The sequence below is a fragment of the Nocardiopsis baichengensis YIM 90130 genome, from assembly GCF_000341205.1.
GTDB classification, from domain to species: domain Bacteria; phylum Actinomycetota; class Actinomycetes; order Streptosporangiales; family Streptosporangiaceae; genus Nocardiopsis_A; species Nocardiopsis_A halophila.
Genome location: NZ_ANAS01000034.1, coordinates 1 through 23,116 on the forward strand (window position 1 = coordinate 1; position 23,116 = coordinate 23,116).

The 23,116-nt window shown below is 74.5% G+C and carries 20 protein-coding genes; 11 read left to right on the forward strand and 9 right to left on the reverse strand.

The features are described 5' to 3' along the window. Positions 1–155 precede the first annotated feature (155 nt). Positions 156–1,595, forward strand: coding sequence for a cell division protein PerM (locus tag C892_RS0123390; RefSeq protein WP_017559180.1), 1,440 nt, complete (start codon positions 156–158; stop codon positions 1,593–1,595). A 4-nt stretch (positions 1,596–1,599) separates the two neighbouring features. Here C892_RS0123390 and C892_RS0123395 read toward each other — a convergent pair whose 3' ends face one another. Beyond that, complete coding sequence (locus C892_RS0123395) at positions 1,600–2,007, reverse strand: hypothetical protein (RefSeq protein ID WP_017538609.1); 408 nt, start codon at positions 2,005–2,007, stop codon at positions 1,600–1,602. Positions 2,008–2,248: 241 nt separating this feature from the next. Between C892_RS0123395 and purN the strand changes: the two genes are divergently transcribed. From purN to C892_RS0123415, 3 genes are read left to right on the forward strand one after another with little or no spacing between them, the layout of a single operon-like run. Then, positions 2,249–2,881: a phosphoribosylglycinamide formyltransferase gene (gene purN / locus C892_RS0123405; protein WP_083934462.1), complete on the forward strand. Its 633-nt coding sequence runs from the start codon at positions 2,249–2,251 to the stop codon at positions 2,879–2,881. Further along, positions 2,878–4,449, forward strand: coding sequence for a bifunctional phosphoribosylaminoimidazolecarboxamide formyltransferase/IMP cyclohydrolase (gene purH, locus C892_RS0123410; RefSeq protein ID WP_017559182.1), 1,572 nt, complete (start codon positions 2,878–2,880; stop codon positions 4,447–4,449). The genes purN and purH overlap by 4 nt, the downstream gene beginning before the upstream one ends. A 34-nt stretch (positions 4,450–4,483) precedes the next feature. Continuing rightward, a complete protein-coding gene (locus C892_RS0123415) occupies positions 4,484–5,341 on the forward strand; it encodes a bifunctional methylenetetrahydrofolate dehydrogenase/methenyltetrahydrofolate cyclohydrolase (RefSeq protein WP_017538606.1) in 858 nt (285 codons plus the stop codon). A gap of 33 nt (positions 5,342–5,374) precedes the next feature. Here C892_RS0123415 and C892_RS0123420 read toward each other — a convergent pair whose 3' ends face one another. After that, positions 5,375–5,980, reverse strand: a complete 606-nt coding sequence (locus C892_RS0123420; RefSeq protein ID WP_017538605.1) for an FHA domain-containing protein — start codon at positions 5,978–5,980, stop codon at positions 5,375–5,377. Positions 5,981–6,390: 410 nt separating this feature from the next. Here C892_RS0123420 and C892_RS0123425 point away from each other — a divergent pair, with 410 nt between their 5' ends. Next, positions 6,391–6,723 carry a DUF3017 domain-containing protein gene (locus C892_RS0123425; RefSeq protein ID WP_017559183.1) on the forward strand — a complete coding sequence of 111 codons (333 nt, stop codon included), beginning with the start codon at positions 6,391–6,393 and terminating at the stop codon, positions 6,721–6,723. Between the two features lie 89 nt (positions 6,724–6,812). Further along, positions 6,813–8,030 carry an NADP-dependent isocitrate dehydrogenase gene (locus C892_RS0123430; protein WP_017559184.1) on the forward strand — a complete coding sequence of 406 codons (1,218 nt, stop codon included), beginning with the start codon at positions 6,813–6,815 and terminating at the stop codon, positions 8,028–8,030. 300 nt (positions 8,031–8,330) lie between these two features. On the opposite strand, the gene C892_RS0123435 is transcribed toward C892_RS0123430, so the two are convergent. Both C892_RS0123435 and C892_RS0123440 read right to left on the reverse strand, forming a co-directional pair. After that, on the reverse strand, positions 8,331–9,500 hold the full coding sequence (locus C892_RS0123435; protein WP_017559185.1) for an LCP family protein: 1,170 nt from the start codon (positions 9,498–9,500) through the stop codon (positions 8,331–8,333). A 93-nt stretch (positions 9,501–9,593) separates the two neighbouring features. After that, on the reverse strand, positions 9,594–10,619 hold the full coding sequence (locus tag C892_RS0123440; protein ID WP_017559186.1) for a galactokinase family protein: 1,026 nt from the start codon (positions 10,617–10,619) through the stop codon (positions 9,594–9,596). Between the two features lie 97 nt (positions 10,620–10,716). On the opposite strand from C892_RS0123440, the gene C892_RS0123445 reads away from it, so the two are divergent. The 4 genes from C892_RS0123445 to C892_RS0123460 all read left to right on the forward strand — a co-directional run bounded on the left by C892_RS0123445 (position 10,717) and on the right by C892_RS0123460 (position 15,067). Further along, positions 10,717–11,901, forward strand: a complete 1,185-nt coding sequence (locus C892_RS0123445; protein ID WP_026124583.1) for a YihY/virulence factor BrkB family protein — start codon at positions 10,717–10,719, stop codon at positions 11,899–11,901. A gap of 89 nt (positions 11,902–11,990) precedes the next feature. After that, positions 11,991–13,133, forward strand: coding sequence for a glutamate--cysteine ligase (locus C892_RS0123450; RefSeq protein WP_017559187.1), 1,143 nt, complete (start codon positions 11,991–11,993; stop codon positions 13,131–13,133). 56 nt (positions 13,134–13,189) lie between these two features. After that, positions 13,190–14,431: an amidohydrolase gene (locus C892_RS0123455; RefSeq protein WP_017559188.1), complete on the forward strand. Its 1,242-nt coding sequence runs from the start codon at positions 13,190–13,192 to the stop codon at positions 14,429–14,431. A gap of 39 nt (positions 14,432–14,470) precedes the next feature. After that, the gene (locus C892_RS0123460) at positions 14,471–15,067 is read left to right on the forward strand and encodes a PH domain-containing protein (protein WP_017538598.1); all 597 of its coding nucleotides are present in this window, start codon (positions 14,471–14,473) and stop codon (positions 15,065–15,067) included. Positions 15,068–15,495: 428 nt separating this feature from the next. Here C892_RS0123460 and C892_RS0123465 read toward each other — a convergent pair whose 3' ends face one another. Beyond that, on the reverse strand, positions 15,496–16,299 hold the full coding sequence (locus C892_RS0123465; protein WP_017559189.1) for a purine-nucleoside phosphorylase: 804 nt from the start codon (positions 16,297–16,299) through the stop codon (positions 15,496–15,498). A 301-nt stretch (positions 16,300–16,600) separates the two neighbouring features. Between C892_RS0123465 and C892_RS0123470 the strand changes: the two genes are divergently transcribed. Next, entirely contained in the window at positions 16,601–17,977 is a 1,377-nt protein-coding gene (locus tag C892_RS0123470) for an NAD(P)H-quinone dehydrogenase (RefSeq protein WP_017559190.1), read from the forward strand. Positions 17,978–18,071: 94 nt separating this feature from the next. Here C892_RS0123470 and C892_RS0123475 read toward each other — a convergent pair whose 3' ends face one another. The 4 genes from C892_RS0123475 to C892_RS0123485 all read right to left on the reverse strand — a co-directional run bounded on the left by C892_RS0123475 (position 18,072) and on the right by C892_RS0123485 (position 23,086). Then, entirely contained in the window at positions 18,072–19,346 is a 1,275-nt protein-coding gene (locus tag C892_RS0123475; protein WP_239647505.1) for a cbb3-type cytochrome c oxidase subunit 3, read from the reverse strand. Positions 19,347–19,491: 145 nt separating this feature from the next. Next, positions 19,492–20,940, reverse strand: a complete 1,449-nt coding sequence (locus C892_RS0123480; RefSeq protein WP_017559192.1) for a dicarboxylate/amino acid:cation symporter — start codon at positions 20,938–20,940, stop codon at positions 19,492–19,494. A 163-nt stretch (positions 20,941–21,103) separates the two neighbouring features. After that, positions 21,104–21,307, reverse strand: coding sequence for a putative leader peptide (locus tag C892_RS32825; RefSeq protein ID WP_394296686.1), 204 nt, complete (start codon positions 21,305–21,307; stop codon positions 21,104–21,106). Between the two features lie 9 nt (positions 21,308–21,316). Continuing rightward, positions 21,317–23,086 (reverse strand): acetyl/propionyl/methylcrotonyl-CoA carboxylase subunit alpha, encoded by a 1,770-nt coding sequence (locus tag C892_RS0123485; RefSeq protein ID WP_017559193.1) that lies wholly within the window; start codon positions 23,084–23,086, stop codon positions 21,317–21,319. Positions 23,087–23,116 lie beyond the last annotated feature (30 nt).

Consider the following 23,116-nt stretch of genomic DNA (forward strand, 5'->3'; position numbering starts at 1 on the left):
CTGGAGGCGGCCGGCGTGAAGGTCGGCAAGACCCCCAGCGAGACGGCCAAGCTCGCACGGGACCTCTTCTAGTCCCCGAGCGGACCGCACGGCACCGCCCCGCCCCGGACCTCCGGGGCGGGGCGTGCTCGTTCCGGGCGCCCGGTGCTGGCAGCATGGGCGGGGTGAGCGCGCCCAAGGAACCCTCGGACCGACGCGGGACCGACCACCGCCCGCTGTACACCGCGGGCGGGCTGGCCGCGGCCTGGGCGGCCGGGGTCGGCCTCGCCGTGCTGATGACCCTGACCCTGGCCGGGTGGGTGGCCGCCCCGCACGACGCCTTCGGCGAAGAGATCGCCGACGTGGCGCGCACCGCCGTGCAGGCCTGGCTGGTGGGCCACCTGGTCGGCTTCGGCATCCCCGGCGGCGAGGTGATGATGCTGCCGCTGGGCCTGGTGGTGCTGCCCGGGGCGCTGCTGTACCGGGCGGGCCGGTGGCTGGCGCGCACCAGCGAGCTGCCCCGGCTGCGCCACATGTTCCGCGCCGCCCTGGCGCTGGCCGGGCCCTACGCCGCCGTCTCGGGCACCCTGGCCCTGGCCGCGCAGACCGAGGTGGTCCGCCCCAGCGTGGTGCAGGCGCTGGTGGCCGGGTTCTGCCTGGCCTTCGTCGCCGGCGGGCTGGGCGTGCTCCGCCAGCAGCTGCGCGACAAGGGCATCGAGCTGCGCCGCATGCTGGAGCTGATGCCCGACCGGCCGCGCTCCCTGCTGGCCGGGGCCGGCGGGGCCACCGCCGTGCTGCTGGCCGCCGGCGGGCTGCTGTTCCTGTGCGGCCTGGCGTTCGGCTTCGGCGAGGCCGCCGCGATCACCCGCGAGCTGGGCCCCGGCGCGGTGGGCGGCACCCTGCTGGTGCTGGCCCAGCTGGCCTACGCCCCCAACGCCGTGGTGTTCGGCGCCGCCTACGCGGTCGGCCCGGGGTTCGCGGTGGGCAGCGGCACCATGGTCGCCCCCACCGGTGTGGCGGTGGGGCCGCTGCCCGCCTTCCCGATGCTGGCGGCGCTGCCGGACAACGGCGCCGCCCCGGTGGCCTCACTGGCGGCGCTGGCCGCCCCGTTCGCCGCCGGGGCAGTGGGCGGGGTGCTCACCCAGCGCAGCGCGCCCACCGTGGTGGGGGAGGCGGCACCGCTGTGGGGGTTCGTCTGCGGGGTGGCCACCGGGCTGGTGTTCACCGCGCTGTCGCTGCTGGCCGGCGGGCCGATCGGGGCGGAACGGCTGGCCGACGTGGGGCCCTCGGCCTGGCAGGTCGGGCTGATCACCGCGCTGGAGGTCGGCCTGGCGGCGGCGATCGCGGCCTGGGTGGCCAACTGGCGCCACTTCCGGCGGACGGCGGCGCGGGAGCGGCCGGAGGGGGAGCCGCCGGGAGACGAGGCACCGGTCGAGCCGGCACCGGTCGAGGAGGCCGCGCGCCCGCGCCGGTTCCGCCTGCCCGCGCTGCCGCGGCCGCGGATGCCGCGGTGGCGCCGCCGGGCGGCCGAGCACGAGGGCGAGGACCCCGAGGAGCTGTTCGGCATCACCTACGAGGCCGGCCCGGAGGCCGAGCCCGCCGAGGACCGCACCTGACCGCCTAACCGCCCAGCGAGGGCACCTGGTCCTCGGGGACGCCGGTGCGGTCGGCCACCGCCGAGCGCCAGGCCTGGTCGCACTCCTCCTGGGCGCTGACCGTCAGCGCCCGGGTCGAGCACTCCTGGTAGGCGCTGTACTCGTCCCAGAAGTAGATGTAGCCGGCGACGGCCACCACCGAGAACACCACGCCGAACCAGCCCAGCACCACGCTGAGCACGGCCCCCGGCGCCTGGGTGCTGTTCTCGCGGGCCGCGCGGCGGGCCTTGCGCCCCTGCTGGATCCCCAGCACCGACAGCAGCACCCCGAAGGGCGGCAGCATCAGCCCGGCGGCCGACAGGAAGACCCCCCACAGGCCGCCCTTCTCCACGGCGGGAGGCTGTCCGTCGGCCTGCGGCTGCTGCTCGGTCAACGCTGGTCCTTTCCTCGGTCGGGCGGCTCGGGGGGAGGCGCCGGAACAGACGCTACCGGAGGAGCGGCGTGCTCACGGCCCCGGTCCCTCCGGCTCCGCGCAGGGAGGATAGGGTTGGGGCGAGCGGGAGCGCGGTGCCCTCCCGCGCATTCCGCCCTCATCGCCTTCCGTGCCCGGATGCTGCGCGTTCCCAACGCGACCCCGGGCAGGGGCGGACCCGCCTTGTCGAGGAGGAACCACACTGTCGGCGCGAGTAGTCGTCCTCATCTCCGGGACGGGGAGCACCATGGCCGCGCTCCTCGAAGCGGCGCAGGACCCCGGGTACGGAGCCGCGGTCGTCGCGGTCGGATCGGACCGAGAGAGCGCGGCGGGCCTGGCCCTGGCCGAGAAGGCCGGGGTGCCGGTGTTCACCGAACCCTTCCGCGGCCGCGCCGAGCGCGCCGCCTGGAACGCGGAGCTGGCCTCCCGCATCGCCTCCTACCGACCCGACCTGGTGGTCTCGGCGGGCTTCATGCGGATCCTGGGCCGCGAGGTGCTGGACGTGGCCCCGGTGGTCAACCTGCACCCGGCCCTGCTGCCGTCCTTCCCGGGCGCGCACGCGGTGCGCGACGCCCTGGCCCACGGGGTGCGCGTCACCGGGTCCACGGTGCACTTCGTCGACGAGGGGGTGGACACCGGACCGATCATCGACCAGGTGGCGGTCCGGGTGGAGCCCGGCGACGACGAGGAGGCGCTGCACGAGCGGATCAAGGCCGTCGAGCGCCGGCTGCTGGTGGAGACGGTGGGCCGGCTGGCCCGGGAGGGCTGGCGCCTGGAGGGCCGGCACGTGCGGCCCGGCGCGGCCGGCAACGAACGAGCAGAGGAGAACCGGTGACGCGGCAGGCCATTCGGCGCGCGCTGATCAGCGTTTACGACAAGACGGGGCTGGAGGAGCTGGGCCGGGGCCTGGCCGAGGCCGGGGTGGAGATCGTCTCCACGGGGTCCACCGCGGCCCGCCTGGCCGAGGCCGGGGTCCCGGTGGTGCCGGTGGAGGAGGTGACCGGCTTCCCCGAGTGCCTGGACGGGCGGGTCAAGACCCTGCACCCGAAGGTGCACGCGGGCCTGCTGGCCGACCGGCGCCGCGCCGAGCACCGCGCGGCGCTGGAGGAGCTGGGGGTGGCCCCCTTCGACCTGGTGGTGGTCAACCTCTACCCGTTCCGGGAGACGGTGGCCTCGGGCGCCTCCGCGGCCGAGTGCATCGAGAAGATCGACATCGGCGGGCCGTCGATGGTGCGGGCCGCGGCCAAGAACCACGCGAGCGCGGCCGTGGTGGTCGACCCGGCCCGCTACGGCGAGGTGCTGGAGGCGGTGCGCGCCGACGGCTTCGAGGAGGCCGCGCGCCGGCGGCTGGCGGCGCAGGCCTTCGCCCACACCGCGGCCTACGACGCCGCCGTGGCCGGCTGGTTCGCCGAGGCCTACGCCCCCGACGACACCGCCGGGGCCACCGGCTGGCCGGACTTCCACGCCGCGGCCTACACCCGTGCGGCCACCCTGCGCTACGGCGAGAACCCGCACCAGCGGGCGGCGCTGTACACCACCGACGACCCGGCGGGGCCGGGCCTGGCCGGCGCCGAGCAGCTGCACGGCAAGGAGATGTCCTACAACAACTACGTCGACGCCGACGCGGCGCTGCGGGCCGCCTACGACTTCGACGAGCCGTGCACGGCGATCATCAAGCACGCCAACCCGTGCGGCATCGCGCTGGGCGCCGACATCGCCGAGGCGCACGCCAAGGCGCACGCCTGCGACCCGCTGTCGGCCTTCGGCGGCGTGGTGGCCGCCAACCGCCCGGTGACCGCGGCCATGGCCGAGCGGCTGGCCGACATCTTCACCGAGGTGGTGGCCGCCCCCGCGTTCGAGGAGGGGGCGCTGGAGCTGCTCACCCGAAAGAAGAACGTGCGGCTGCTGAAGGTGGCCGCGCCGGACCGGACCGCGCGCCCGGAGGCCCGGCAGATCAGCGGCGGGCTGCTGCTGCAGTCGGCGGACGCGCTGGACGCGCCCGGGGACGTCCCCGACGGGTGGGAGCTGCGCACCGGCGCCCCGGCCGACCCCGCGGTCCTGGCCGACCTGGCCTTCGCCTGGCGGGCGGTGCGCGCGGTCAAGTCCAACGCGATCCTGCTGGCCGCGGACCGGGCCACGGTCGGCGTGGGCATGGGCCAGGTCAACCGGGTGGACGCGGTGCGGCTGGCGGTGTCGCGGGCCGGCGAGGAGCGGGTGGCCGGCGCGGTGGCCGCCAGCGACGCCTTCTTCCCCTTCCCCGACGGCCTGGAGGAGCTGGCCGCGGCCGGGGTGCGGGCGGTGGTCCAGCCGGGCGGCTCGGTGCGCGACGACGCCGTGGCCGAGGCGGCCGAGCGCGCCGGGGTGGCGATGTACGTCACCGGAACCCGGCACTTCTTCCACTAGTGCAGACCCCGACCGAGGGACAGGGAGCCAGAGCATGAGCGCACAGATCCTGGACGGGAAGGCCACCGCCGCGAAGATCCGGGCGGAGCTGGCCGGGCGGGTGGCCGCCCTCAAGGACGCGGGGGTGCTTCCGGGGCTGGGCACGGTGCTGGTCGGGGACGACCCGGGCAGCCGCTCCTATGTGGGCGGCAAGCACCGCGACTGCGCCGAGGTGGGCATCGCCAGCATCCGCCGCGACCTGCCGGCCACGGCCTCCCAGGCCGAGGTGGAGGCGGCGGTGGCCGAGCTCAACGCCGACCCGGCGTGCACCGGCTACATCGTGCAGCTGCCCCTGCCCGGGGGGCTGGACGAGAACCGGGTGCTCGGCCTCATCGATCCGGTCAAGGACGCCGACGGCCTGCAGCCGGCGAATCTGGGCCGCCTGGTGCTGACGGAGCCGGCGCCGCTGCCGTGCACCCCGCGCGGGATCGTGGAGCTGCTCACCCGGTACGGGGTGGGGCTGGACGGCGCCGAGGTGGTGGTCGTGGGCCGCGGGGTGACCGTGGGCCGCCCGCTGGGGCTGCTGCTGACCCGGCGCAGCGAGAACGCGACGGTGACGCTGTGCCACACCGGCACCCGGGACCTGGCCGCGCACACCCGCCGCGCCGACGTGGTGGTGGCCGCGGCCGGGAAGCCGGGGCTGGTCACCGGCGACATGGTCAAGCCGGGGGCGGCCGTGCTGGACGTGGGCGTGAGCCGCACCGACCAGGGGATCGCCGGGGACGTGGCCGCCGACGTGTGGGACACGGCCGGCTGCGTCTCCCCGAACCCGGGCGGCGTGGGCCCGATGACGCGGGCGATGCTGCTGGTCAACGTGGTCGAGGCGGCCGAGCGCCAGGCCGGCCTGGCCTAGCGGCGGACCGGGGCCGGGGGCGTCCGGGCGGGTTCAGCCCGCCTTGCGCTCCCGGTCCCCGGCCGGCATCGGGCGCACCAGGCCCAGCGCGACGACCTCGTTGGCCAGCCGGGTGCGGCGGTTGGGGCCCTCGGGGATGCGGAACTTCTGGTAGAGGCGCAGCAGGTGCTGTTTGACGGCCGCCTCGGTGACCACCAGGTCCTCGGCGATCTCGCGGGCGGTCGCGGGGGAGACGAACGCCTCGTCGGACAGCGCCGGGCGGCACAGCGAGGTGAGCACGTCCAGCTCGCGGCGGGTGAGCTCGGGGGCGGCGCCGCGGCGCAGCTCGACGTCGGGGTGGATGTCCTCGCGGGGGAGCCCGCCGATCTTGCAGCGGGCCGAGCCGAAGCTGACGACGTCGCCCTCCTCCAGGACGCGCCGGGCGATGGGGCGGCCGTTGACCCGGGTGCCGTTGCGCGACAGGCCGAGGTCGACGACGTAGAGGTAGGGGCCGCGCCGCACCAGTTCGGCGTGCAGCTGGGAGACGCTGGGGTCGCTGAGGCGGATGTCGGCGCCCTCGCCGCGGCCGACGGTGGTCACCTCGGCGGTGACGCGGCAGACGTCCCCGGTCTCCTCGACCCTGATGTAGGGCCCGTCCACGGTTCTTCCTCCCGTTGTGGGGCGTGGCCGATGGGACGGTGCGCGGTTGACGTGCTGAGTGGGGTTCATGGGGGGCTGTCCTCGCTCACCGTGGCACTCGTCTCCTGGTTGGTTACCCGGGGCCTGTCGGTTCTACGCGCTTACTCCCCCGTTAGACACCTATCGCGGGAGGTTTACGCCCATCGCCGGGGATGGGGCCACCGGGGCACGCCGGGGTCCCGGGCCCGATACGGTGCGGCGTGGGACGTCCGCGCGCGCGGACTCACTAGACTGGTCCTGCGGTGGCCAGTCACGACGAGTGTTCATTGATGGTTCGCTCCACCGTGACCCCGCATCTCCTCCGGGTTTCGGTCACGCCGCCGCGGCCGGTGGCCGGAGTGCGCCACCCGGGGTCGAGCATGAGGTGATCGGTGAGCCGGAATCCACTGGAGGCGGCGGTCGCATCCCAGGAGCAGCGCGAGGAGCAGCACGAGCCGCCCGGCTGGCTGGCCCAGGTCCCCTACTTCCTGGTGCTGGCGACCATGGGGGCGGGCATCGTCGTGGTGGCCGCGGCCTACTTCAAACGCGGGCCGGCGATCATCGCCGGGGCCCTTCTGCTGGCCGCCCTCCTGCGCTATGTCCTCCCCGAGGACCGGGTGGGCATGCTCGCCGTGCGCGGGCGCTGGTTCGACATCGCCACCGCGCTGGGGCTGGCCGCGGCGCTGGTGGTCTTGGCGTGGGTGGCACCCGCCCTGGGCACGTGAGCGTCTAATAAGCTTGATATCGAGATATCGCGTACGCCCTTTTTGAGCCGCGCGACGGCCAGCCGACACGAAGGGACAGCCACACAGCCATGGCCAAGATCAAGGTCGAGAACCCCGTAGTAGAGCTCGACGGCGACGAGATGACGCGGATCATCTGGTCCTTCATCAAGGACCGGCTGATCCTGCCCTACCTGGACGTCGACCTGAAGTACTACGACCTGGGCATCGAGGCGCGCGACCGCACCGACGACCAGATCACGGTCGACGCCGCCAACGCCATCAAGGAGCACGGCGTCGGCGTCAAGTGCGCCACCATCACCCCCGACGAGGCGCGGGTCGAGGAGTTCGGCCTGAAGAAGATGTGGCGCTCGCCCAACGGCACGATCCGCAACATCCTGGGCGGCGTCGTCTTCCGCGAGCCGATCATCTGCCAGAACGTCCCGCGGCTGGTGCCCGGCTGGACCCAGCCGATCATCATCGGCCGCCACGCCCACGGCGACCAGTACAAGGCCAGCGACTTCAAGGTCCCCGGCCCGGGCACGGTCACCATCACCTACACGCCCGACGAGGGCGGCGAGCCCATCGAGATGGAGGTCGCGCGCTTCCCCGAGGGCGGCGGCGTGGCCATGGGCATGTACAACTACCGCCGGTCCATCGAGGACTTCGCGCGCGCCAGCCTCAACTACGGCCTGGACCGCGGCTACCCGGTGTACATGTCCACCAAGAACACGATCCTCAAGGCCTACGACGGCATGTTCAAGGACGTGTTCCAGGAGATCTACGACACCGAGTTCAAGGAGAAGTTCGAGGCCGCCGGCCTGACCTACGAGCACCGGCTGATCGACGACATGGTCGCCGCCGCGCTCAAGTGGGAGGGCGGCTACGTCTGGGCCTGCAAGAACTACGACGGCGACGTGCAGTCCGACACGGTCGCCCAGGGCTTCGGGTCGCTGGGCCTGATGACCTCGGTGCTGCGCACCGCCGACGGCCGGACCGTCGAGGCCGAGGCCGCGCACGGCACGGTCACCCGCCACTTCCGCCAGCACCAGCAGGGCAAGCCGACCTCCACCAACCCGATCGCGTCCATCTTCGCCTGGACGCGCGGCCTGGAGCACCGCGGCAAGCTGGACTCCACCCCCAAGGTCGTGGAGTTCGCCGACACCCTGGAGCGCGTGGTCGTCGACACCGTCGAGGGCGGCCAGATGACCAAGGACCTGGCGCTGCTGGTCGGCGGTGACCAGGACTGGCTCACCACCGAGCAGTTCCTGGCCGCGCTGGACGAGAACCTGCAGAAGCGCCTGGCCTGAGCCACCGGGCACGTCGGCCGTGAGCGGCCCCGCCGGGGAATCGGCGGGGCCGCTCACGCGTTCGCGCGGGGTGCGGCGAAGGCCACATCCGTACCGTTCGCGTAGTTTGAGAGTATTGCGTAGAGTTATGCATGTTCGGGGCGCCCGAGAGGGACCGCGCCCGGACACCGAGGCCGACGTGCCGGCCGTGCGCCCGCTGGGGGGTAGGCGCGCGCGGTGCGGAACGTCACCAGAAGGGCCCACCGCTCTGTGAGCGGTGGGCCCTTCGCCTTGTCCGGGGGTGCCGTCCGGGCGGCCGCCTCAGTCCCGCATGGCGTCCTCGGGGATCTCCCGCCCCTCGCGCATGGCCGAGAACATCTCCTCGGAGGCGGCCTCGTCCCAGAGCACCACGCTGCCCACGTTGAGCGTGGGGGTGGAGCCCACCGGGACCGAGGTGGTGGCCGGGTCCTCGCGCATCGCCAGCGCCATGCCGCCCAGGTCCATCAGGTGGTCGTCCTGGTCCACCTCGAAGGTCTCGGTGCCCTCCCGGACCAGCGGGACCAGGCGGAAGGGGTTGGCCAGCGTCGAGGCGCCGGTCGCCTTGGAGACCAGGGCGCCGAAGAACTCCCGCTGGCGCTGGATGCGGTCCAGGTCGGCGCGGGCCGAGGCGCGGGTGCGCACGTACCCCAGCGCGGTGGCGCCGTCCATGTCCTGGCAGCCGGCCTCGATGTCCAGGCCCGCCTTGGGGTCCTCCATCGCCTCCTCGGGGCACATCTCCACCCCGCCGACCGCGTCCACGATGTCCACGAACCCGGCGAAGCCGATCTCCACGTAGTGGTCGATCCGCACCCCCGAGGCCTGCTCGAAGGTCTGGACCAGGGTGCTCGGCCCGCCGCCCAGGTTCTCGGCGAAGGCGGCGTTGATCTTGTTCTGGCCGATGCCGGGGATGTCCACGTAGGAGTCGCGCGGCACGCTGACGATGGCCGGGCGCCCGTCCTCGGGCACGTAGACGACCATGATGGTGTCGGTGCGCTTGCCCTCGGCGCGGCCGGTGCGCAGGTCCTGCAGCTCGTCGTCGCTGAGCCCCTTGCGGCTGTCGGAGCCGACCACCATGTAGGTGGTGCCGGGCTGCTCCTCGGGGCGGCCGTCGGCCGGCGGCATCGCCTCCACCCGCTCCAGCCGGCCGTCGGCCCACAGGTAGAACCCGATGCCGAAGACCAGCGGGGCCAGGACCACCAGGGCCAGCACCGCGCCGGTGATCCGCAGCGCGCGCCTGCGCCGGCGCTCACCGCTCCGGCGCCGCTCGCGCGCGGCGCCGGTCCCGTCGTACTCGCGGCCGCGCGGCCGGTCCCGGACCGAGGGCATGCGGCGGGTGGACCCGGCCGACCGCTTCTTCGAGCGGTACAGCTTCTCGATCTCGTCGTAGCCGCCGGATCCGTCGCGGCGGAAGACCCCCGTGCGCTGGGCGTCGTCGTCTCGGCCGTGGTCCATCGTTCAGTTCGCCCGTTCCCGTCGTCTCGCCGTCTCACCCCTACAGACGCGGCTCATCGTATTCCGGTTCGATCCGGCCGCCGCCGGTCCGGGTCACGGCAGCGCCGTGCGGACCCGGGGGGAGCGCTCCGCCAGTGCGGTGCGGACGGCCTCGGCGGCCGTCCCGGCGCGCTCGGCGGGCACCAGCGCCACGACCGCGTCCCCGGTGCCGCCGGTGGCCCGGGCGCCGCGCGCGCCGGCGCCCACGGCCCGCTCCACCGCCAGGTCCTGCTCGGGGGTGGACATCGCGAAATGGTCGCGCAGGGACAGGTGGGAGGCGGTGAGCACGGTGCCGATCTCGGCCGGCGCCCCGGCCCGCAGCAGGCCCGCCACCGCGTCGAGCCGGTTCTCCTCGGTGACCGCGTGCCGCACCCGCCCGCGCAGCACCGGGTCGCGCAGCCGGGCGAGCGCCCCGGCCAGGTCCTCCACCTCCCGCAGGCGGGACACGCCCAGGCGGGAGGCGGCGCGCGCGCACTCGGCGCGGCGGCGGGCGGGGTCGGCGGCCGGGCCCGAGCGGGTGTCGGCGACGAGCAGCCGCAGCCCGGCGGCCTCCAGGTCGAAGGGCAGGGCGCGGGCGCGCCCGGTGCGCCGGTCCAGGCGCAGGGCGGTGCGCTCGGCGAAGGGGAGCGCGGTCCCGGTGCCCAGGGCCGCCCCCAGCGCCTCGGCGAGCGCCTCGCGCCCGCCCAGGGACGCGGGCGCGGGGAGGTCGGTGTCGAAGAGGACGCGTGCCCCGCCGCCCGGCTCCGCGGCCGGGCGGGCGGCCAGGGGCGCGGGGAGGGGGCGCCGCTCCTGCGGTGCGCGGGCGTGCCGCAGCTCCACGGCGCCGTCGCCGGTGGGCGCCCAGGCCAGGTGGACACCCCAGGGCAGGGCGGCCAGCAGGACCGGGCCGTCCTCCTGCGCGCCGGGGTCGCCCATCAGCGCGACGCGCCCGGGGGCGAACCGCACCCCCGCGGGCGGGGTGCCGTAGACGTCGGCGAAGGCGTCCGCCAGGGCGGTGCCGGCGACGCGTTCGGCCACGGGCCAGTGCAGGGGGCCGCCGGGGCGGCCGCGGGAGCCGAGCAGGCGTGCGAAGAGCTTCACGATGCCTTCATTGTGCCGTGCGTGGCCCGCTTCCGCGCTCTGCGGCGGTGGGGCTACGCTCGGTCCGCGGGCAGGGACGTTCCGGAAGGCGGGGGCGATGGCGGGCCGGGTCGCAGAGCGGGCGAAGGACCTGTTCCGGCGCGGCATGGACGCCTACTGGGCGATGCGCCGCCGCCGCCCCTGGTTCGACCACGCCGTGCGGGCCGCCGAGCGCTACACCGACCAGGACGGCAGCCGCCTGGCCGCCTCGGTCACCTACTTCGGGTTCCTGTCCTTCTTCCCGCTGATCGCCCTGGCCTTCGCCGTGGTGGGGTACGTGGCCGAGTTCAGCCCGGACGCCCGCGACTACCTGGAGACCGCCATCGGCGACCTGCTCCCCGGCCTGGCCGCGGAGCTGCCCATCGACCAGGTCGCCCAGGCGCGCACCGGGGCCTCGGTGGTGGGCCTGCTGGGCCTGCTCTACACCGGCCTGGGCGCCGTGGGCCAGCTGCGTGCGGCCCTGCACCGGATCTGGCTGAAGAACCCCTCCGAGGGGCCCAACGTGGTCCTGGCCAAGCTGCAGGACCTGGCGGTGATGGTGGTGCTGGGCACCGCCCTGCTGGCCTCGGTGGCCCTGACCAGCGTCTCGCAGGCCGCCACCCGCTGGGTGCTGGCCTGGGTGGAGCTGGACGGCTCGGTGGCCGCGGTGGCCGCCACCCGGCTTCTGGCGGTCGCCATCGCGGTGGCCGCCGACACGCTGATCTTCCTGGTGCTCTTCTCCCGGCTCTCCGGGACCCGCCGCCCCTGGCGGATGCTGTGGCGCGGCGCGCTGCTGGCCGCCGCGGCCTTCGAGGTGCTCAAGGCGGCGGGGGCGCTGCTGATCGCGAGCACCCTGAACAACCCGGTCTACGCCTCCTTCGCGGTGCTGGTCGGGCTGCTGGTGTGGATGAACATCGTGCTGCGCGCGGTCCTGTTCGCCGCGGCCTGGACGGCCACCTGGCTGCCGGTGCCGCCGCCCTACCAGGGCGCGGTCCCGCTGGACCTGCCGGTGGGGCTGGTGCCGGGCGCTCCCGGGCGCAGCGCGGTGCGCCCGGCCGACGGGGCCCGCGCCGCCGCGGTGCTGCCGGCCCGGCCCACCGCCGAGGGCCGGGCCCGCTCGCGGGTGCTGACCCGCCGGTGGCTGCTGCGGCGCCGGCTGCGGGCGCTGGCCCCGGCGGCCGGTGCGGCCGCGGCCGGCGCGGCGCTCTGGGCCGTGTTCCGGATTCTGCGGGCCCGGCGGGGCGGGGAGGCGTACCGTGGGTAGTACGCGGGTTGCGGAGCCGAGCCCCCGGGGGTGAAGGTGCCACATGCGCCGGCGAGCGCGCCGGCCGGACCCCTGTTCGGAGGTTGCCCGTGGCCATCGAATTCAACGCCTCTGACCGGACCACCCTGGGCGTGGAGTGGGAGCTCCAGCTCGTCGACGCCCGCACCCGCCACCTGCGCCAGGAGGCCCAGCGGGTGCTGGCCGACCTGCCCGACCTGAGCCGCGGCCCGGGGTGCCCGCCGCTGCGGCACGAGCTCATGCAGTGCACCGTGGAGGTGGTGACCGGGGTGTGCGAGACCGTGCAGGAGGCCGTCGCCGACCTGCGGGGCAGCACCGACCGCCTGCGGGAGGTGCTGGAGCCCCGCGATGCGGTCGCGCTGTGCGCGGGCACCCACCCGGTCGACGACTGGCGCGACCAGACCCTGGCCCCCGTGCAGCGCTACGGGGAGCTGATCGAGCAGATGCAGTGGCTGGCCCGGCGCATCCTCACCTTCGGCGTGCACGTCCACGTGGGGGTGCGGTCCAAGGAGAAGGCGGTGCCGATGGTCAACGCGCTGGCCGCCTACCTGCCGCACTTCCTGGCGCTGACCGCCTCCAGCCCGTACTGGAGCGGGCACGACACCGGGCTGGCCTCGTCCCGGTCGGTGGTCTTCGGCGCGCTGCCCACCGCCGGGCCGCCGCCGCTGCTGGACGATTGGCCGGCTTTCGAGGAATACATGGAGACACTGCTGCGCGCCGGTACCATCGCCAGTATCAAGGAAGTGTGGTGGGACGTCCGCCCGCACCCGGACTACGGCACCATCGAGATCCGGATGTTCGACGGGATCCCCACCCTGCGCGAGGTCGGCATGGCCGCCGCCCTCTCGCAGAGCCTCGTCCGGCTGTTCGACCAGCAGCTCGACCGGGGCTACGGGCTGCCCCGCCCGCCCGCCTGGGTGGTCACCGACAACAAGTGGCGCGCCACCCGCTACGGGCTGGACGCGCGCGTGATCACCGACGGGCGCGGGTCCACCGTCCCGCTGCGGGACGACCTGTACGAGCTCGTGCGCGAGCTCGGACCGGTGGCCGCGCGCCTGGGCTGCGCCGAGGAGCTGGACGCGGTCTCCGAAGTGCTCGACAAGGGCGCCTCCTACGAGCGGCAGCGCGCGATCGTGCGCGAGGGGGGCTCCCTCAACGACGTCGTGGACGCGCTGGCCGCGGAGTTCCGCACCGGGACCCCGGCCGCCGCGTAGCACGGCAGGACGCGACGACACGACCCACGACCGATGACGAACGAGGGGGCCCACGCATGCAGGGGCGAGATCTGCCGGACCAACTGGCCGCGTTTCTGGCGCGCCGCCAGAGCGGTCTCGTCGAGTTCCGGCGGGACCTGCACATGCACCCCGAGCTGGCGTTCGCCGAGACCCGGACCACCCAGCGGGTGGAGGAGCGGCTGCGCGCCGCCGGGCTGGCGCCCAAGCGGCTGCCCGAGGGGACCGGGCTGGTGTGCGACATCGGGGACGGCGGGCCCACGGTGGCGCTGCGCGGCGACATCGACGCGCTGCCGCTGACCGACGAGAAGGACGTGCCCTACCGCTCCACGGTGCCGGGGGCGGCGCACGCGTGCGGGCACGACGTGCACACCACGGCCCTGCTGGGCGCCGGGCTGTTCCTGTCCCAGCAGGCGCGGGCCGGTGCGCTGCCCGGCCGGGTGCGGCTGCTCTTCCAGCCGGCCGAGGAGCTGCCGGGCGGCGCCCGTGCGGTGGTCGACGTCGGCGGCCTGGACGGGGTGGACCGCGTCTTCGCCCTGCACTGCGACCCGCGCCTGCTGTGCGGGCAGGTGGGGCTTCGGGTGGGGCCGATCACCGCCGCCTGCGACCAGCTGGCGGTGCGGCTCTCGGGGCCGGGCGGGCACACCGCCCGGCCCCACCTGACCAGCGACCTGGTCTACGCGCTGGGCAAGGTGGTGACCGAGCTGCCGGCCGCGCTGTCCCGCCGGGTCGACCCGCGGGCCGGGTTCAGCCTGGTGTGGGGCAGGGTGAGCGCCGGCTCGGCGCCCAACGTCATCCCCGACGACGCGGTGGCCGAGGGCACCGTGCGCTGCCTGGACGACGACGCCTGGCACTCGGCGCCGGACATCGTCAAGGAGCTGGTGGAGACGGTGGTGGGCGGCTACGGGGCCACCGCCGAGGTGGACTACCGCCGGGGCGTGCCGCCCACGGTGAACGAGGCCGAGAGCGTGCGGATGCTGCGCGACGCGGTCGGCCTGGCGCTGGGCCCCGAGGCCCTCGCCCCGACCCCGCAGAGCCTGGGCGGGGAGGACTTCGCCTGGTACCTGGAGCACGTCCCCGGGGCGCTGGCCCGGCTGGGCACCCACCCGCCGGACGCCGTGGGCCCCATGCTCGACCTGCACCGCGGCACCTTCGACGTGGACGAGCGGGCGATCGGCCACGGGGTGCGGGTGCTGGTCTCGGCGGCGCTGACCGCCCTGTGGGAGGGTGCCCGCGGCCCCGCCGCCGAGGACGCGCTGGGGGACGGCGCGCTGATGTAGGCGGCCGCGGCGGTACCGGCATGCGGTAAGACTGTTCCTGTGGGAGATGACGGAAAACCCCTGACCGCGACGCTGCCGCGGGTCCTTTCCTGGATCTGGGTCGGCGTCGCCGCGCTGCTGCTGCTGGACCTGGCGCTCAACGGCTCCGACACGGCGTCCCTGGTCGCCGCCGGGGTGCTGCTGCTGACCGTGGGCGGGGTCTACGTCCTCTGGCTCCGCCCCCGGGTGGTCCCCGGCCAGGACGGCGTGCGGGTGGTCAACCCCCTGCGCGAGACCTTCGTGCCGTGGTCGGAGTTCACCTGGGCCGACGTGACCGACGTGCTGCGCGTCCACGCGGGCGGCACCGTCGTGCGCTCCTGGGCGCTGCGCGAGACCAAGCGGGCCAAGGTCCGTGAGAACCTGCGCCGGGCCGGCGGGTACTCCGACACCGACCCGGTGGCCGAGTCCGACCCGCGCGAGCTGCGCCCGGTCGAACTGCACGCCAAGCGCCTGCGGGAGATCGCCGAGCGCCGCAAGGCGAGGCCCTCGGGGGGCACCGAGCGGGCCGAGGGCGTGGTGACCGCGGTGTCGCCGGACGCGGTGGCCGCCCTGGCCCTGCCCGTCGCGCTGCTCGCGGCGGTCGCCCTGCTGTTCTGAGACCTCGTCCCGCGGAGGACGGACACAGAGAGGGGAGCCCTTCGGGGCTCCCCTCTCTTCGTGTGTCCGGGGGGACTTGACGCGGCGGCGGCCAGCTGATTAGGTAAGGCATGCCTAAGGAGAACGGGCGGGGGTCTGGGGATCGCGCGGAACCCCGGACCCCCGGAAGCCCCTCCCCGGGCACTGCGGGTCAACTGCGGGTCAACTGAATAGCGGGAACGCGCGGCGGTGCGGATCGCCACCCGCCCCCACGCGCGCTCGGTGCACACGGGCCCCGCCGGCACGGCCGGACGGCGCCGTCATCCTCGGCCTCGGGATGCTGCTCGCCACGCAGCGCCGACGGCCCGGTGGGCCCCTTCTGGGCACCCCTCCGACGGGAGGGGCGCCGTTCCCTCGCGCGGAGGGGAGCGGCGCCCCTCCCGGCCTTTTCAGGCCCGCATAAGTACCTCGTGCAGCAGCCCGCCCAGGCGCTGGGTGTGCCGCCGCACCGCCGCGATCGCGCGGTCGGGGTCGAAGGGCTCGAACACCCCGGCCACGGCGTCGTTGCTCACCGTCGCCAGGCCCATCACCTCGGCCTCCATCTCCACCGCGGCGATCGTCTCCAGCGCCAGCGACCGGCCGACCAGGTCGGCCCCGGAGGCGCGGAGCATGCCCAGCTCGGCCGGGGTCATCAGCTCCGGCCCGGTCACCTCGGCGTAGACCCCCTCGGCCAGCGACGGGTCGGCGTCGGCGGCGATGCCGCGCAGCCGCGCCGAATAGGCCCGCGTCAGGTCGGTGAAGTCCGGCCCGGTCAGCGGGGAGGCCCCGGTCAGGTTGATGTGGTCGCGCACCAGGATCGGCTCGCCCACCGCGTAGTCGGTGCGCAGCGACCCCGCCGACCCGGTGAGCACCACCACCGGGGCGCCGGCGGCGATGCCGGTGCGCACCGGGTGCGCCACCGCCATCGGGTCGTGCCCTTCGCTCAGGTGCGCACGGCCGCACAGCACGGCCACCCGCTTGGCCCCCACCCACAGGCTGCGCAGCCGCCCCGAGTGGCCCGGTGCCGTCGGCGCGGCGAACCCCGGCAGCTCGGCGGAGTCCAGCTCGATGTCGGGCGTGCCCAGGTGGTCGGCCACGTCGGTCCAGCCCGAGCCGAGCACGACGAGGGCGTCGTAGCCGTCGGCGCCGGTGCGGGACTTCAGCTCCTGCGCCGCCGCGGCCGCCTGCTCCTTCGCGTCGGCCGTCGTGACCACGGGGCGGTCTTGCGTGGATTCGCTCACATCTCCGGAGCGTACCCCTGTGCTTCCGATTTGTTACTGAGCGCAACGCCGGGGTGTGTATCGCGGACGTCGGGGCAGGCCGCCGCCGCCCCGGCGCCGACCCGGCCGTGCACCCGGGCCCGCACCGGGCGCGCCGACCGGGGAGCCGCGGAGAATCCGCCCCTGACCATGGCGGACAATGGAGGTGCGACAGGCGAGCAGACATCCGGGCGAACGGCCGAGCGGCGCCGGATCGGCGCCCCGGTCCCGCGCGCCGCGAAGGAGTGGAACAGACGTGACGAAGGTCGTGATCATCGGCGGCGGCCCCGGCGGGTACGAGGCGGCCCTGGTCGCCGCCCAGCTGGGTGCGGACGTGACCGTGGTGGAGCGGGACGGTGTCGGCGGCGCGTGCGTCCTGACCGACTGCGTGCCCTCCAAGACGATGATCGCCACGTCGGTCCGCTCCACCTACGTCAAGGACGCCGGGCGGCTGGGCCTGACCATCAACTCCGGCGACGAGTGCCGGGTCGGTGTCGACCTGGCCGCGGTCAACGGCCGGGTCAAGCGCCTGGCCCGGGCCCAGTCCGAGGACACCGCCGCCCGGCTGCAGAAGGAGGGCGTGCGGATCGTCACGGGCGAGGCCCGGATGGTCGACCCGCGCATCATCGCCGTGGGGGAGGAGCGGCTGCGCGCCGACGTGGTGCTGCTGGCCACCGGCGCCCACCCGCGCGAGCTGCCCACCGCCCGCCCCGACGGCGAGCGCATCCTGACCTGGCGCCACCTGTACGACCTGGAGGAGATGCCCGAGCACCTGGTCGTGGTGGGCTCGGGCGTCACCGGGGCCGAGTTCGCCAACGCCTACACCGGGCTGGGCGCCGAGGTCACCCTGGTCTCCTCGCGCGACCGGGTGATGCCCACCCAGGACGCCGACGCGGCCGAGGTGCTGGAGGGCGTCTTCCGCCGCCGGGGCATGCAGGTGCTCGGCAACACCCGCGCCGAGTCGGTGGTCAACACCGGCGAGGGCGTGCGGGTCACCCTCTCCGACGGGCGGACCGTGGAGGGCAGCCACTGCCTGATGACGGTCGGGATGATCCCCAACACCGGCGGGATCGGCCTGGAGGAGATCGGGGTGCGCCTGGACGGCGGCGGCTTCGTCCAGGTCGACCGGGTGTCGCGGACCTCCACCCCGGGGGTGTACGCGGCCGGGGACTGCACCGGGGTGAACATGCTGGCCTCGGTCGCCGCCATGCAGGGGCGGATCGCCATGTGGCACGCCCTGGGCGAGGCGGTCTCCCCGCTGAAGCTGTCCACGGTCGCCGCCACCGTGTTCACCAACCCCGAGCTCGCCTCGGTCGGCGCCACCGAGGAGGACGTGCGCAGCGGCACGGTGGACGCGCGCATCGTGAACCTGCCGCTGGACACCAACCCGCGGGCGAAGATGGGCGGCAGCAAGGACGGTTTCGTCAAGCTGATCTGCCGCCGCCACACCGGCATCGTGCTGGGCGGGGTGATCGTCGGCCCGCGCGCGAGCGAGCTGATCCTGGGGGTGTCCATCGCGGTGCAGCAGCGCCTGACGGTGGACGAGATCGCCCACACCTTCGCCGTCTACCCCTCGCTGTCGGGCAGCGTGACCGAGGCGGCCCGGTCGCTGATGCAGGCCTCGCCGGAGTAGGGCCCGGGCCCGGGATGCGGGCGCGGACACGGGAAGGGCCCACGGCGCGGTGCCGTGGGCCCTTTCGTGCGCGTGCGCGCCGGGAGGCCGGCGCTCAGAAGTCGAAGCCGCCGAAGTCCATGTCGCCGCCGAAGTCCCCGCCGAAGTCGCCTCCGCCGAGGTCCTCGCCGCCGCCCATGCCCTCCATGCCGGCGCCCATCATCCCGCCGCCCATCATGGACCCCATCATCGAGCCCATCATCATGCCGGAGAACATGCCCATCATCATGCTCATGCCGAAGTAGCCGCCGGCGTAGGGGGCGTAGTCCGGGCCCGCGTCGTAGTAGGGGCGCCGCTCGCCGTCCACCTCGACCAGGCGCACGTCGGGCTGTCCGCCGCTGAGCACGGCCCTGGTGCACACCGCGCAGGCCGGCACCGCGCGCACCGCGCCGCCCGGGGGCGCCCACTGCACGTCCTGCTCGGAGGGGCCGTGCTGGGGGTTGAAGAAGCAGGGCTGGCGCCGCTCGGGCACCGGCTCGCCGTTCATCCGCGCCCGGGTGGCGACCATGTAGTAGCGGCCGTCCTCCAGGGCGGTGGTGACCTGCTGGATGTCCTGCGGCTCACGGATGTCGTCCAGGGTGGCCTTGGCCCGGTCGTAGGAGTCCATGGCGTGGCTGTAGTCGTTCCGGGTGGCCTCGTCCACCTGGGACACGTCGATCTCCAGCTGGGCGATGTCCTCGCCGAGCCGGACCACGTCCTCCTGGGCCATCTGCTTGATCTCCGCGAGCTGCTTGGCCTTCTCGGCCTCGCGCTTCTTGCGGGAGCTGTACACGTAGTAGCCGCCGCCGGCCACCGCCAGCACCAGGACCGCCAGGAACGCGATGCCGAACATGCCGGAGGCCGCGGCGTCGCCCTCCTGCTCGGCGACGGCGTCGGGGACGGCCGCCAGGGTGTCGACCTCGTTGGCCGGGTCGGAGGCGATGACGTTGTCGCGGATCTCGTTCAGCTCGGACTGCTCCAGGTCCGGGGAGTCCACGAAGAAGTTGTTGGCTCCGCTGCCCATGAACCCGGCGTAGACGCCGTCGCCCACATCGCCCATGAGCTCGTCCATGTAGCCGTCCAGGGCCGTCTGGGAGTCGAAGCTCTCCGAAGGGAGCATGACCAGGTAGACGGGCGACTCGCTCTCGGCGTCCTGCGCGGCCGAGACGAGCGCCTCCTGTTCGGCCTCGGGGATGTTCTCGGTGATGCTCTGTTCGATGTAGAAGTGGTCGGATTCGAGGTCCTGGACCGCGTCCCCGGCGTCGGGGACGTCGGCGGCCGCGGGGGCCGCCGCCGCGGCGACGCCAAGGCCCGCTGCTAACAGGGCCGGTACTACCAATCGGCGCAACATGTCGTTCCTCTCGCCTCCCTCATTCGGTAAGGACGAACGGCGGGAGCCGCCGGTTCCCGGAAAGGGGAGACCGGTCCCTGGGGCACAGACTACGGGCGGCCCGCCGTGCCCGGCGGGCCGCCCGTGGTGCGGCGGGTCGCGGGGGTCAGGCGCCCGTGCCCACCTTGGCCTCGGAGTCCTCCTTCGCCGCCGCCTGCTCGGCCCCGGCCTGCTCCTGCTGCGCGGCCAGCCGCTCGGCGGCGGTGACGTGGTCGTCGGCGACGAACCCGCCCAGCCCGCGCGGGGCGTGGTAGCGCTCGACGTCGAGGATGCGCTCGCGCTTGGCGACGATCGCCGGGACCAGCGCCTGCCCGGCCACGTTGGTGGCGGTGCGGCCCATGTCCAGGATCGGGTCGACGGCCAGCAGCAGGCCCACGCCCTCCAGCGGCAGGCCGACGGTGGACAGCGTCAGGGTGAGCATCACGGTCGCGCCGGTGGTGCCGGCGGTGGCCGCCGAGCCGATCACCGAGACGAACACGATCAGCAGGTAGTCGGTGAGCGACAGGTCCAGCCCGAAGAACTGGGCGACGAAGATCGCCGAGATCGCCGGGTAGATCGCGGCGCAGCCGTCCATCTTGGTGGTGGCGCCGAACGGCACCGCGAAGGACGCGTAGTGGCGCGGCACCCCGAAGTTGGTCTCGGCCACCCGCTGGGTCACCGGCATGGTGCCCATCGAGGAGCGGGAGACGAAGCCCAGCTGCACGGCGGGCCAGATGCCGGAGAAGTACTTGCCGATGGACAGCCCGTGCACCCGCGCCAGGAGCGGGTAGACGGCGAAGACCACGAGCGCCAGGCCGATGTAGATGGCCAGGGTGAAGGAGCCCAGCGCGCCGATGGTGGTCCAGCCGTAGCTGTAGACGGCGTTGCCCAGCAGGCCCAGGGTGCCCAGCGGGGCCAGGCGGATGACCCACCACAGGACCTTGAGGACGATCTGCAGGGCCGAGTCGGTGAAGGCCAGGAAGGGCTCGGCGGCCTTGCCGGTCTTGACCGCGGCCACGCCGACCGCGATGGCGATGACGATGAGCTGCAGGGCGTTGAAGGTCAGGCCGGTGGACAGGTCCAGGCCGCCGCCGTCGGGCAGGACCTCGCCGTCGGTGGAGGCGGTCAGCCCCAGGAAGTTCTGCGGGACCATGCTCTCCAGGAAGGCCATCCAGGAGCCGGTGGTGCCCGGGTCCTGAACGGCGCCGGCGTCCACGCCGCTGTTCACGCCGGGGCGGACCAGGGTGCCCAGGCCGATGCCGATGGCCACCGCGATCAGCGCGGTGATCGCGAACCACAGCAGGGTCTGGCCGGCCAGGCGGGCGGCGTTGGAGACGTTGCGCAGCTGGGCGATGGAGGAGATGACCGCCAGCAGGATCAGCGGCGGGACGATCGCCTTGAGCAGCGTGACGAAGGTGCCGCCGATGGTGTCGAGGGCGACCGCCAGGCCGTTGGGGTTCTCGGCGTCGCCGCCGAGCTGGCGGGCGGCCACGCCGAGCGCGATGCCCAGGACGAGGGCGGCGAGCACCTGGACGGCGAACGGGATACGGGGGATGCGTCTGAGCGCGGATAGCACGGGAGGGCTCCTGGATCAGGGCAGGCGCCGACGGGCGGAGGTGGTGCCGGGGTCGGCGGGCGGACGAAGCGGAACGGGGCGGCCTGCGCGGGGACGACGCACGGCAGGCGCGCAGCGGTGGGATGCGGGTCGATCGGCGGGTGCGGCGGATCGGCTCAGGCGGTCAGCGACACGCCTGGCTGGCGACGCGGCACAGGTCGACGTGCCGTCGCTCGGTAAGGCCCCACAGGTTCGTCACGGTTAGGAACAATAACCGGCCGCGCCCGATTATTCCCCCGCCCGGGGGTGTCAATCCGGTCACGTTCGCCCTGGTTGCCCTGTCTTGTCCCGTTATGTCGGGTCGGGTGCGGCGGACACCCCGCCGCACCCGGTGCCCTCAGGAGTCCTTGATCTCGCAGACGGCGGTGCCGCTGGAGACCGTGTCGCCCGGGGCCAGCGACAGCCCCGCGACGGTGCCGGCCTTGTGCGCGGCCAGGGGCTGCTCCATCTTCATGGCCTCGATCACCACCACCGTGTCCCCTTCGGCCACGGTGGCGCCGTCCTCGGCCACGACCTTGACGACGGTGCCCTGCATCGGCGAGACCAGCGCGTCCCCGCTCGCGGCGGCCGCCCCGCCCGAGCCCTTCTTCCGCCCGCCCTTCCTGGACCCGGAGCGGCCCGCGGGCACGGGCGCCGCCGCGGCGCCGAGCCCTCCGGGGAGCACGACCTCGATGCGCTTGCCGCCGACCTCGACGGTCACCGACTCGCGCGGGTCCTCCTCCTCGGCCTGGGCGGGCACGCCCTCGAACGGGGGGACCGTGTTGTCGAACTCGGTCTCGATCCAGCGGGTGTGCACGCTGAACGGCTCGCCCGGGGCCGGGGCGAAGGCCGGGTCGGCCACCACCGCCCGGTGGAAGCCGATCACGGTGGGCATGCCCCCGACCTCGAACTCGGCCAGCGCCCGCGCCGAGCGCTGAAGGGCCTGCTCCCGGGTGGCGCCGGTGACGATCAGCTTGGCCACCATCGAGTCGAAGGAGGCCGGGACGGTGAAGCCCTCCTCGCACCCGGTGTCCACCCGCACCCCCGGCCCGCCGGGCAGGGTGAAGCGGGTGATGGTGCCCGGGGCGGGCAGGAAGCCGCGCCCGGCGTCCTCGGCGTTGATGCGGAACTCGAAGGAGTGGCCGCGCAGCGCCGGGTCGTCATAGCCCAGCTCCTCGCCGTCGGCGATGCGCAGCTGCTCGCGCACCAGGTCGATGCCGGCGACCTCCTCGGAGACCGGGTGCTCGACCTGCAGGCGGGTGTTGACCTCCAGGAAGGAGATGGTGCCGTCGGCGCCCACGAGGAACTCGCAGGTGCCCGCGCCCACGTAGCCGGCCTCGCGCAGGATGGCCTTGGAGGCCGCGTACAGCTCGGCGTTCTGCTCCTCGGTCAGGAAGGGGGCCGGGGCCTCCTCGACGAGCTTCTGGTGGCGGCGCTGCAGCGAGCAGTCGCGGGTGGAGACCACCACGGCGTTGCCGTGGACGTCGGCCAGGCACTGGGTCTCGACGTGGCGGGGGCGGTCCAGGTAGCGCTCGACGAAGCACTCCCCGCGGCCGAAGGCGGCGGTGGCCTCGCGCACCGCCGAGTCGAACAGCTCGCCGATCTCCTCCAGGGTGCGGGCGACCTTCAGGCCGCGCCCGCCGCCGCCGAAGGCGGCCTTGATGGCGATGGGCAGGCCGTGCTCCTGGGCGAAGGCCACCGCCTGGGCGGAGTCCTCCAGGGGCTCGGGGGTGCCGGCGACCAGGGGCGCGCCGACCTTGGCGGCGATGTGGCGGGCCTGCACCTTGTCGCCCAGGGCGGTGATGGCCGCCGGCGGGGGGCCGATCCAGGTGAGCCCGGCCTCGGTGACGGCCCGGGCGAAGTCGGCGTTCTCCGACAGGAAGCCGTAGCCGGGGTGGACGGCGTCGGCGCCGGAGCGGGCGGCCACGTCCAGGAGCTTGGCGGCGTCCAGGTAGGTGTCGGCGGGGGCGGCCCCGCCCAGGGCGTAGGCCTCGTCGGCGGTCTTGGCGTGCAGGGCCTCGCGGTCGGGGTCGGCGTAGACGGCCACGCTCGCGATCCCGGCGTCGCGGCAGGCGCGGGCGACGCGTACCGCGATCTCCCCGCGGTTGGCGATCAGGACTTTGCGCACGGTGGGGAATCCTCCTGGTGAACGATCGGG

Coding starts and splice junctions, on each gene's coding strand:
- C892_RS0123390 (WP_017559180.1), top strand. CDS start 156: ATGGGCGGGGTGAGCGCGCCCAAGGAACCCTCGGACCGACGCGGGACC.
- C892_RS0123415 (WP_017538606.1), top strand. CDS start 4,484: ATGAGCGCACAGATCCTGGACGGGAAGGCCACCGCCGCGAAGATCCGG.
- C892_RS0123430 (WP_017559184.1), top strand. CDS start 6,813: ATGGCCAAGATCAAGGTCGAGAACCCCGTAGTAGAGCTCGACGGCGAC.
- C892_RS0123435 (WP_017559185.1), bottom strand. CDS start 9,500: ATGGACCACGGCCGAGACGACGACGCCCAGCGCACGGGGGTCTTCCGC.
- C892_RS0123445 (WP_026124583.1), top strand. CDS start 10,717: ATGGCGGGCCGGGTCGCAGAGCGGGCGAAGGACCTGTTCCGGCGCGGC.
- C892_RS0123455 (WP_017559188.1), top strand. CDS start 13,190: ATGCAGGGGCGAGATCTGCCGGACCAACTGGCCGCGTTTCTGGCGCGC.
- C892_RS0123475 (WP_239647505.1), bottom strand. CDS start 19,346: ATGTTGCGCCGATTGGTAGTACCGGCCCTGTTAGCAGCGGGCCTTGGC.